This window comes from Variovorax sp. Varisp85, from assembly GCF_047304045.1.
Lineage (GTDB): Bacteria > Pseudomonadota > Gammaproteobacteria > Burkholderiales > Burkholderiaceae_C > Variovorax.
The window spans coordinates 1-9,629 of record NZ_JBGLYN010000116.1; the positions used below are offsets into that span (position 1 = coordinate 1).

Here is a 9,629-nt window from a genome sequence, read left to right on the forward strand (position 1 = left end):
CTGCTGAAGCTCGAGATGCCGGATTCCCGGGAAAACAGGGCTCTTCTGCGCGAGGCTGTACGGGTCTTCATGGCGGCCTACGGCGCGTAGGTACCCGATTTCTCGTGCGGCGCTTGGTTGGCTCGCACAACATGCCGATCCCAAATGTGGAGCCTGGTGTTCTCCTCAAGTCAGGCGACGTGCGAAATCTGATCGTCCGATCAGGAATGCGTTTGGCGAAAACTGCGCCTCACGAGGCTTGGCTCTCACATCTTCGATGAACTGCAGCTACTGCGGGTGCACCTTCGCTTTTCACCCGGCATTTACGATTTTTTTGAACTCTATTTTTTGATGGCCAGTAGAGTACCAGGCAATTTTTTGAACTCTATTTGTTTGTTTTGAACTCTATTAGCTTCGACCACACCCGCTTCGACGCAGCCATCGTCGACCTCGACGGCACCATGGTCGACACGCTCGGCGACTTCGCCGCGTCGCTGAACCGCATGCTCGACGATCTCTCGCTGCCGCATGTGGCGCCTGCCGCCATCGAGGCGATGGTGGGCAAGGGCTCGGAGCACCTGATCCATTCCGCGCTCGTGCACGTGATGGCGCCGTCGGGCGCCGACGCTGCTGGCGCGAAGGCGCGTGCGCTGTTCGATCGCGCGTGGGAGCGCTATCAGCATCACTACCTTGCCATCAACGGACAGCATTCGGCGGTGTATGCCGGTGTGATCGAGGGGTTGAAGGCGCTGCGCGCGCGAGGCCTCAGGCTGGCCTGCCTCACCAACAAGCCGACGTCGTTCGCCAAGCCGCTGCTTGCCGGCAAGGGCCTCGACGGCTTCTTCGATCTGGTGTTCGGCGGCGATGCCTTCGAGCGCAAGAAGCCCGATCCGCTGCCGCTGCTGAAGACCTGCGAAGCACTGGGCACCCAGCCCGCGCGCACGCTGATGATCGGCGACTCGAGCAACGACGCGCGCGCCGCACGTGGTGCGGGTTGCCCCGTGGTGCTCGTGACCTACGGCTACAACCACGGCGAGCCGGTGCGCGGCGTTGATGCCGATGGCTTTGTCGATTCGCTGGCCGAGTTCGGGGCGGCCGCGATGCGATAGCGGCGCTGCCTGCTTGTTGGCCGGCTATTGCTTGCCGAGCAGCGCGTCCTTCAGTTTCCAGTCGGCCGGATTCGGCCCCAGCCAGATGCGCAGCAGCGCGTTGAAGAAGGCCTGCTCCCTGATCGGATCGGGCTGCGCCACGCCGCGCACGGTGATCACCGTGCCGGTGCCGGGCAACCAGTCGATGGTGAAAGTGTCGCCGGCCTTCAGCTGCTTCTGGTCGGCGAACATCTGGCCCATGCGCAACAGGCCGGGAATGAGGTTGACCATCTCGCTCTTGGGCGAGTTGTCTTCCACGCCCTTGGTGAAGAGCTTGCCGAGTTCGTTCGCGTCGATGTCGCGCAGCATGGTGATGGCCACGCGCTTGGGGCCCGGCGCGGCCAGTGCCTCTTCGGTGGTCGATGCCTTCTTGCCCATGTACAGGCCGGCCGTGTAGACCTTGAAGATGGCCTTGTAGCGAATGCCCGCGCCATTGAGCACCAGGGGGGTGCCGCGCAGATCCATCTGGTCTTCGAGCTTGACGCCGGCCACGTCGACCTGCGCGGCTGAGGCGCCGAGGGCTGCGGTGGCCAGACAGGCGCCCAGGAGGAGGCGCGAGAAGAACGCGCCCGGAAGCGAAAGAGCAGTCAACGGGGGACTCCTTGGATTTTTGCGAACGGTCGTGCGAATGTATCTTTTCGTTTTACGTTTCGCCCTCGGGGGAACCCTCAAAACCGAGGTTGGCGGCTCCCGGTGCACGCCTGCGCGTTTTCGTGGGCTAAACTCCGCCCCTCATATGTTCGTTCATCACATCATTCAAACAGGTGAAGGCAGCCGGGGAGCCTGGCCCTGGCGTCGCCATACTTCGCTGACTGTTTGATTGCACGGCGCACGCCGTGCGCCCGCGGTTCCGGATCGACACACACGACGACGCCGGACCATCCGTGAATGACCTTGCCACGGCCAAAGCAGCGCCGGCCGGCAATTGGAGAACGATCCGTGATCACCGAACTTGAATTCAAGAGCCTCAGCGCCCAGGGCTACAACCGCATTCCGCTGATGGCCGAGGCCTTTGCCGACCTCGAAACGCCTCTGTCCCTTTATCTCAAGCTGGCCCACTCGCAGGGCGGTGGCAAGCACAGCTTCTTGCTCGAATCGGTGGTGGGCGGCGAGCGCTTCGGGCGCTACAGCTTCATCGGCCTGCCGGCGCGCACGCTGCTGCGCGCCAGCGGCTTCGGCGCCGAAGCCGTCACCGAGGTGGTGACCGACGGCCAGGTCGTCGAGACCGCCAAGGGCAATCCGCTGGATTTCGTGGCCGATTACCAGAAGCGTTTCAAGGTCGCGCTGCGGCCCGGCCTGCCGCGCTTCTGCGGCGGCCTTGCCGGCTACTTCGGCTACGACACCGTGCGCCACATCGAGCGCAAGCTCGAGAACAGCTGTCCGCCCGACACGCTGGGCTGCCCCGACATCCTGCTGCTGCAGTGCGAGGAACTGGCGGTCATCGACAACCTCTCGGGCAAGCTCTACCTCATCGTCTATGCCGATCCGAAGCAGCCCGAGGCCTATGCCGTGGGCAAGCGACGCCTGCGCGAGCTGAAGGAAAAGCTCAAGTACTCGGTGAGCGCACCCATCGTGAAGCCCACGCAGCCGCACCCGCCCGAGCGCAGCTTCGCCAAGGCCGACTACCTCGCAGCCGTGGAGCGCGCCAAGGAAATGATCGCCGCCGGCGACTTCATGCAGGTGCAGGTGGGCCAGCGCATCAGCAAGCGCTATACCGAGTCGCCGCTGTCGCTGTACCGCGCGCTGCGTTCGCTGAACCCGTCGCCCTACATGTATTACTACAACCTCGGCGACTTCCACGTGGTGGGCGCGTCGCCCGAGATCCTGGTGCGCCAGGAGAACACGGGCGAAGGCGAGCAGAAGATCACCATCCGCCCGCTGGCCGGCACGCGCCCGCGCGGCGCATCGATCGAGCTCGACAAGGCGGCCGAGGTGGAACTCATCAACGACCCGAAGGAGCGCGCCGAGCACGTGATGCTGATCGACCTCGCGCGCAACGACATCGGCCGCATCGCCAAGACCGGCACCGTGAAGGTGACGGAAGCCTTCGCGGTGGAGCGCTACAGCCACGTGATGCACATCGTGAGCAACGTCGAAGGCACGCTGAAGGACGGCATGACCGCCATCGACGTGCTCAAGGCCACCTTCCCGGCCGGCACGCTGACCGGCGCGCCCAAGGTGCATGCGATGGAGCTCATCGACCAGCTGGAGCCCACCAAGCGCGGCCTGTACGGCGGCGCCTGCGGCTACATCAGCTATGCGGGCGACATGGATGTCGCCATCGCCATCCGCACCGGCATCGTGAAGGACCAGATGCTGCACGTGCAGGCCGCGGCCGGCGTCGTGGCCGACTCGGTGCCCGAGCTGGAGTGGAGGGAAACGGAAGCCAAGGCGCGCGCACTCCTGCGTGCCGCCGAACTGGTCGAGGAAGGCCTGGAATGAGCACCGCACCGGATATTCAGAACGACTTCTCGCACGAGATCATCGGCGCCGCCGTCGAGGTGCAGCGCGTGCTTGGCACGGGCCTGAGCGAAGACGCCTACGCCGCCGCGCTGGCGATCGAACTCGCCGAGCGCGAGATCGGCTTCACGCGCGACGTGGCGCTGTCCGCCACCTACAAGGGCCGCTCGCTCGGCGAGGTGTACCGCGCGGGCTTCGTGGTCGAGCAGTCGGTCATCGTCGAACTCAGGGCAGTCGACGTGCTGACCGACCTGCATCGCGCCCAGGTGCTGGCCGCGCTGCGTCTTTCGGGCCTCAAGCTGGGCCTTCTGATCAACTTCAACGTGTTCCCCGTCGTCAAGGGCGTGCACCGGATTGTGAGCAAGCCATGAAACTGCTGATGATCGACAACTACGATTCCTTCACCTACAACATCGTCCAGTACCTCGGCGAGCTGGGTGCGGATGTGCAGGTGCATCGCAACGACGAGATCACGGTGGCGCAGATCGGCGAGCTGATCGCTTCCGGCGTCACGCGCCTCGTGGTGTCGCCAGGGCCTTGTTCGCCGGCGGAAGCGGGCGTTTCGGTGCCGGCCATCAAGCAGTTCGCGGGCAAGCTGCCGATCCTCGGCGTGTGCCTCGGCCACCAGGCCATCGGTGCGGCCTTCGGCGGCAAGATCGTGCGCGCGCAGCAGCTGATGCACGGCAAGACCAGCGAGATCACGACCACGCAGGAAGGCGTGTTCGCGGGGCTGCCCGCGAAGTTCACCGTCAACCGCTACCACTCGCTCTCCATCGAGCGCGAAAGCTGCCCGAAAGAGCTGGCCATCACCGCATGGACCGACGACGGCGAGATCATGGGCGTGCGGCACACCGGCTTCGCGCACGACGTGCGCATCGAAGGCGTGCAGTTCCATCCCGAATCGATCCTCACCGAGCACGGCCACGCCATGCTCAAGAACTTTCTCGATTGATCCCGCCATGACAGACCGCTCCTCCCTCGTCGACCTGCGCAGCGACACCGTCACGCAACCCACCCCGGCGATGCGCGAGGCCATGATGGCGGCGCCGCTCGGCGACGACGTCTTCGGCGCCGACCCGAGCGTGAATGCGCTGCAGGAGAAGATCGCCGCGCTGCTGGGCTTCGAGGCCGCGCTGTTCGTGCCCACGGGCACGCAAAGCAACCTCTGTGCGATCCTGTCGCACTGCGGCCGCGGCGACGAATACATCGTCGGCCAGCAGGCGCACTGCTACCGCTGGGAAGGCGGCGGCGCCGCGGTGTTCGGCAGCGTGCAGCCGCAGCCGCTCGATCACGCGCCCGACGGCACGCTGCCGCTCGCGCAGATCGAGGCGGCGATCAAGCCCGACGACGCGCACTTCGCCCGCACGCGGCTGCTGGCGCTGGAGAACACGCTGGGCGGCAAGCTGCTGCCTTTCGAGTACGTTCAGGCGGCGACTGATCTGGCGAGAAGCAGGGGGCTGCAGCGGCACCTCGACGGCGCGCGGCTCTTCAATGCGGCAACCGCGCAGGCGGCATTGAACAATCGAAGCGACATCCGCGCGGAAGCCCGCCGCATCGCGCAATGTTTCGACAGCGTGTCGGTGTGCTTCAGCAAGGGGCTCGGCGCGCCGATCGGTTCTGCCCTGGTGGGTTCGCGGGAGTTCATCGCGCGGGCACACCGCATCCGCAAGATGGCGGGCGGCGGCATGCGGCAGGCGGGGCTTCTGGCGGCAGCGGCTTCGCATGCGCTCGACCGTCATGTCGACCGTCTCTCCGACGACCACGCACTGGCGCAGCGCCTGGCGCAGGGGCTCGAAGGCATCGAAGGGCTGAAGGTCGAGGCGCCGCACACGAACATCGTGTTCGTCGATCTTGCCGGCGCCGCGCAGGCGCGTTCTTCGGAATTGCTCGCGAGCCTCAACCAGCAGGGCATCCTTGCAACCGGGCTCTACAGCCTGCGCTTCGTGACGCACCTCGATGTCGATGCCGCCGGCGTGGACCGGGCCGTGGCCGCGATCCGCGCCTTCTTCAAGTCCTGAACCCGGCGAGGACGCGATGCCTGATCTTCCCCATCTGCTCGCCTTCATCGCCGCCGGCTGGCTGCTGAACCTCACGCCGGGCCCCGACGTGCTTTACGTCGTGACCAACTCGCTGCGCTCGGGCGTGCGCGCCGGCGTCATGGCGGGGCTGGGCATCACGGCAGGCTGCTTCGTTCACATCTTCGCCGCAGCGGTCGGCGTCGGCACGCTGATGGCGACATCCGCCACGGCCTTCACCGTGCTCAAATACATCGGCGCGGCGTACCTGCTGTACCTCGGTGTGCGCATGCTGCTGTCGCGCGCGAAGCCGCCAGCCGACCTGGAAGCCGTGGCCGCCGTGAGCGAGGCGCGCAGCCTCAAGGCGATCTTCCTTGGCGGCTTCTGGACCAACGTGCTGAATCCGAAGGTTGCGCTGTTCTTCCTGGCCTTCGTGCCGCAGTTCATCGCGCCGGGCACAGACAGCAAGGCATTGGCCTTCGTGTTGCTGGGCGTGCTGTTCAATCTCAACGCCATCCCCGTCAACGTCGGATGGGCCATGGCCGCGAGCTGGATGGCGCATCGCAGCGCCGTGCAGAAAGGCATGCACTGGCTCGACCGCGCCGCCGGCGTGCTTTTCATCGGCTTCGGCCTCAAGCTCGCGTTCACCGACGCGCCCGCCGTTCGCGTCGGTTCCTGACGCACTTTCCAGGAGACTTTCCATGATCACCCCCCAGGAAGCGCTGCAGCGCACCATCGAACACCGCGAAGTCTTCCACGACGAGATGCTGCACATCGTGCGTCTCATCATGAGCGGCGAGTGCTCGCCCGTGATGATGGCTGCGCTGATTACCGGCCTGCGCGTGAAGAAGGAAACCATCGGCGAGATCACCGCCGCCGCGCAGGTGATGCGCGAGGTGTCGACCAAGGTGCCCGTGACGGACACGACGTACCTCGTGGACATCGTCGGCACCGGCGGCGACGGTTCGCACACCTTCAATATCTCGACCTGCTCGATGTTCGTCGCGGCCGCAGCGGGTGCCAAGGTGAGCAAGCATGGCGGGCGCAGCGTGTCGAGCAAGTCGGGCAGCGCCGACGTGCTGGAGTCGCTGGGCGTGAACATCAACCTGAAGCCCGAGCAGATTGCACGCTCGATCGAGCAGGTGGGCATCGGCTTCATGTTCGCGCCGAACCACCATCCCGCGATGAAGAACGTCGCGCCGGTGCGCAAGGAGCTCGGCATCAAGACGATCTTCAACATCCTCGGGCCGCTGACGAATCCGGCCGGTGCGCCGAACATCCTGATGGGCGTGTTCCACCCCGACCTCGTGGGCATCCAGGTGCGTGCGCTGCAGCGGCTCGGCGCCGAGCATGCGATGGTGGTCTACGGCCGCGACGGCATGGACGAAATTTCGCTTGGCGCGGCCACCATGGTGGGCGAACTGAAGGACGGCGAAATTCGCGAATACGAACTGCATCCGGAAGACTTCGGCTTCCAGATGTCGAGCAACCGCGCACTGCGCGTGGAGACGCCCGAACAGTCGAAGGCGATGCTGCTCGGCGTGCTCGACAATCACGCCGGCCCCGCGCTCGACATCGTGTTGCTGAATGCTGGCGCCGCGCTGTATGCGGCGAACGTGGTCGATTCGGTGGCGGCGGGCGTGGAGCGCTCGCGCGCTGCCATCGCGTCGGGCGCGGCGAAGGCCAAGCTGGCCGAACTGGTCAAGGCCTCTGCGGCCGTCTGAGCCTCAAGAAAACGGAACCCCAAAGCTATGTCCGACATCCTCGACAAGATCGTTGCCGTCAAGCACCAGGAAGTGGCTGCGTCCCTGAAGCGCGCGCCGCTCGAAGCCGTTCGCTTCGACGCCGAGAGCCGCGTGCTGACGCGCGATTTCGAAGCCGCGCTGCGCGCCAAGATCGCCGCCGGCCATGCCGCCGTGATCGCCGAGGTCAAGAAGGCCAGCCCGAGCAAGGGCGTGCTGCGCGAGGACTTCATTCCCGCCGACATTGCGCAAAGCTACGCCGAAGGCGATGGAGAGATCAGTGCGGCCTGCCTTTCGGTGCTGACCGACAAGCAGTTCTTCCAGGGCGGCGTGGACTACCTCAAGCAAGCCCGCGCCTCGTGCGACCTGCCGGTGCTGCGCAAGGATTTCATCATCGACGCGTACCAGGTGTACGAATCGCGCGCAATGGGTGCCGATGCGATCCTGCTGATCGCCGCGTGCCTCGACGACGCGCAGATGAAGGACTACGAAGCCATCGCGCGCGGGCTGGGCATGGCGGTGCTGGTGGAAGTGCACGACGCCGCCGAACTCGACCGCGCGCTCAAGCTGAAGACCGCGCTGATCGGCGTCAACAACCGCAACCTGCGCAACTTCGAGGTGTCGATCCAGGCGACCATCGATCTGCTGCCCAGGCTGCCGGCGGACACCCTGCCCGTCACCGAATCGGGTATCGCCACGCGCTCAGACGTGGCTACGCTGCGCGCGGCCGGCGTCAATGCATTCCTGGTCGGCGAGGCGTTCATGCGCGCCAAGGAGCCCGGCGAGGCCCTCGCTGCGTTGTTCAAATGAATCGGCCCGATCAGCTGTCGAGCAGCGATCCTGCCGACTGGCCGGTAGCGCCCGGCTGGCAGCCGCTGGTCGACGACTTTTTCGGTGGCGCCGTCGGGCAGAAGTTGCTGGGTTTCCTGCGCGAACGCCTCGATGCGGGCGCCGTGATCTTTCCGCCGCAGCCGCTGCGGGCGCTGGAACTCACGCCGCCCGACGAGGTGCGCGTGGTGATCCTGGGCCAGGACCCGTACCACGGACGCGGCCAGGCCGAGGGGCTGGCGTTCTCCGTGGCGCCCGGCGTGGCGCTGCCGCCGTCGCTGCGCAACATCTTCAAGGAGCTTCAGCGCGACCTCGGCGCGCCGCAGCCGCCGTTTCCGAACCCGGGCGGCAGCCTGGTGAAGTGGGCGAAGCACGGCGTGCTGTTGCTCAACACCTGCCTGACGGTCGAAGAAGCGCAGCCCGCCAGCCATTCCGGCCGCGGCTGGGAAGTGCTGACGGATGCCGTCATCCGCCATGTTTCGGCTGGCACCAAACCTGTTGTTTTTATGCTGTGGGGCTCGCACGCGCAGAGTAAGCGCGCGTTGATCGATGTTGGGCGCCATAAGGTGCTGATGGCGAATCATCCGTCGCCCCTTTCGGCGCTGCGCCCGCCCGTGCCGTTCATCGGCTGCGGTCATTTCGGCGAAGCGCGCGCATGGCGGGAGGCGCAGCGGCCGGAGGGTTGAACTTCGGAGATAATCGTGGGCTCATGCCTCGGGCAGTTCTTCCGCATCTTCTTGATGCTGGGATTTCTGTGTAGTCACAAAACCGTGCTATATTTCGAGGTTCGCCGGAGAGGTGGCCGAGTGGTTAATGGCAGCAGACTGTAAATCTGCCCTCTTACGAGTACGCTGGTTCGAATCCAGCCCTCTCCACCAGCGATGAATTTGGTTTCTAGGAGCGATTGGATCTAGCGCTTTGGGTGCCTTGAAGTGCCCCTGATGCGGGAGTAGTTCAATGGTAGAACCCCAGCCTTCCAAGCTGATGACGCGGGTTCGATTCCCGTCTCCCGCTCCAGAGATCCGGTTCGGCGCAGGAATGCGATTTGGTTAGATAAAGCCCTTTTGGCTCAGTGGTAGAGCACTCCCTTGGTAAGGGAGAGGTCGCGGGTCCGATTCCCGCAAAGGGCACCAGTTTTTGGGGGTTGCAACGGCAGCTTTGCAACCCATCTGCATACGTTGAAAACGTTTTTTTCGGAGTCGAAAAATGGCAAAAGGTAAATTCACCCGCACCAAGCCGCACGTGAACGTGGGCACGATCGGTCACGTCGACCATGGCAAGACCACGCTGACGGCTGCGATCGCCACGGTGCTGTCGGCCAAGTTCGGCGGCGAAGCCAAGGCCTACGACCAGATCGACGCTGCGCCCGAAGAAAAGGCCCGCGGCATCACGATCAACACCGCGCACGTCGAGTACGAAACGGCCAACCGCCACTACGCACACGTCGACTGCCCCGG

Annotated in this window: 11 protein-coding genes and 3 tRNA genes; 13 read left to right on the top strand and 1 reads right to left on the bottom strand. The window is 65.2% G+C overall.

Features of this window, described 5'->3' with window-relative positions; genetic code table 11:
- Positions 1–377 precede the first annotated feature (377 nt).
- Positions 378–1,088: a phosphoglycolate phosphatase gene (gph, locus tag ACCC97_RS28190; protein ID WP_007830958.1), complete on the top strand. Its 711-nt coding sequence runs from the start codon at positions 378–380 to the stop codon at positions 1,086–1,088.
- A gap of 24 nt (positions 1,089–1,112) precedes the next feature.
- Here gph and ACCC97_RS28195 read toward each other — a convergent pair whose 3' ends face one another.
- The gene (locus tag ACCC97_RS28195) at positions 1,113–1,718 is read right to left on the bottom strand and encodes a chalcone isomerase family protein (protein WP_007830959.1); all 606 of its coding nucleotides are present in this window, start codon (positions 1,716–1,718) and stop codon (positions 1,113–1,115) included.
- Positions 1,719–2,066: 348 nt separating this feature from the next.
- On the opposite strand from ACCC97_RS28195, the gene trpE reads away from it, so the two are divergent.
- From trpE to ACCC97_RS28255, 12 genes are all read left to right on the top strand, one after another.
- Positions 2,067–3,569 carry an anthranilate synthase component I gene (trpE, locus tag ACCC97_RS28200; RefSeq protein ID WP_007830961.1) on the top strand — a complete coding sequence of 501 codons (1,503 nt, stop codon included), beginning with the start codon at positions 2,067–2,069 and terminating at the stop codon, positions 3,567–3,569.
- Positions 3,566–3,958, top strand: coding sequence for a GxxExxY protein (locus ACCC97_RS28205; RefSeq protein WP_007830965.1), 393 nt, complete (start codon positions 3,566–3,568; stop codon positions 3,956–3,958). The genes trpE and ACCC97_RS28205 overlap by 4 nt, the downstream gene beginning before the upstream one ends.
- A complete protein-coding gene (locus ACCC97_RS28210; protein ID WP_413336267.1) occupies positions 3,955–4,539 on the top strand; it encodes an aminodeoxychorismate/anthranilate synthase component II in 585 nt (194 codons plus the stop codon). Before ACCC97_RS28205 ends, ACCC97_RS28210 begins: the two co-directional genes overlap by 4 nt.
- Positions 4,540–4,546: 7 nt before the next feature.
- Entirely contained in the window at positions 4,547–5,605 is a 1,059-nt protein-coding gene (ltaE, locus tag ACCC97_RS28215; protein ID WP_007830967.1) for a low-specificity L-threonine aldolase, read from the top strand.
- 16 nt (positions 5,606–5,621) lie between these two features.
- Positions 5,622–6,281 carry a LysE family translocator gene (locus tag ACCC97_RS28220; RefSeq protein WP_007830968.1) on the top strand — a complete coding sequence of 220 codons (660 nt, stop codon included), beginning with the start codon at positions 5,622–5,624 and terminating at the stop codon, positions 6,279–6,281.
- A gap of 22 nt (positions 6,282–6,303) precedes the next feature.
- Entirely contained in the window at positions 6,304–7,326 is a 1,023-nt protein-coding gene (trpD, locus tag ACCC97_RS28225) for an anthranilate phosphoribosyltransferase (protein ID WP_007830969.1), read from the top strand.
- 27 nt (positions 7,327–7,353) lie between these two features.
- Positions 7,354–8,154: an indole-3-glycerol phosphate synthase TrpC gene (gene trpC, locus ACCC97_RS28230; RefSeq protein WP_007830970.1), complete on the top strand. Its 801-nt coding sequence runs from the start codon at positions 7,354–7,356 to the stop codon at positions 8,152–8,154.
- Positions 8,151–8,858, top strand: a complete 708-nt coding sequence (locus ACCC97_RS28235) for a uracil-DNA glycosylase (RefSeq protein ID WP_007830971.1) — start codon at positions 8,151–8,153, stop codon at positions 8,856–8,858. The genes trpC and ACCC97_RS28235 overlap by 4 nt, the downstream gene beginning before the upstream one ends.
- Before the next feature lie 106 nt (positions 8,859–8,964).
- Positions 8,965–9,050, top strand: a tRNA-Tyr gene (locus tag ACCC97_RS28240).
- Between the two features lie 65 nt (positions 9,051–9,115).
- Positions 9,116–9,189: transfer RNA gene (locus ACCC97_RS28245), tRNA-Gly, on the top strand.
- Positions 9,190–9,230: 41 nt separating this feature from the next.
- Positions 9,231–9,305 (top strand) — tRNA-Thr (locus tag ACCC97_RS28250).
- 73 nt (positions 9,306–9,378) lie between these two features.
- Positions 9,379–9,629, top strand: a 251-nt coding sequence (locus ACCC97_RS28255) for a GTP-binding protein (protein ID WP_413336270.1), incomplete at its 3' end; no start/stop codon positions are given.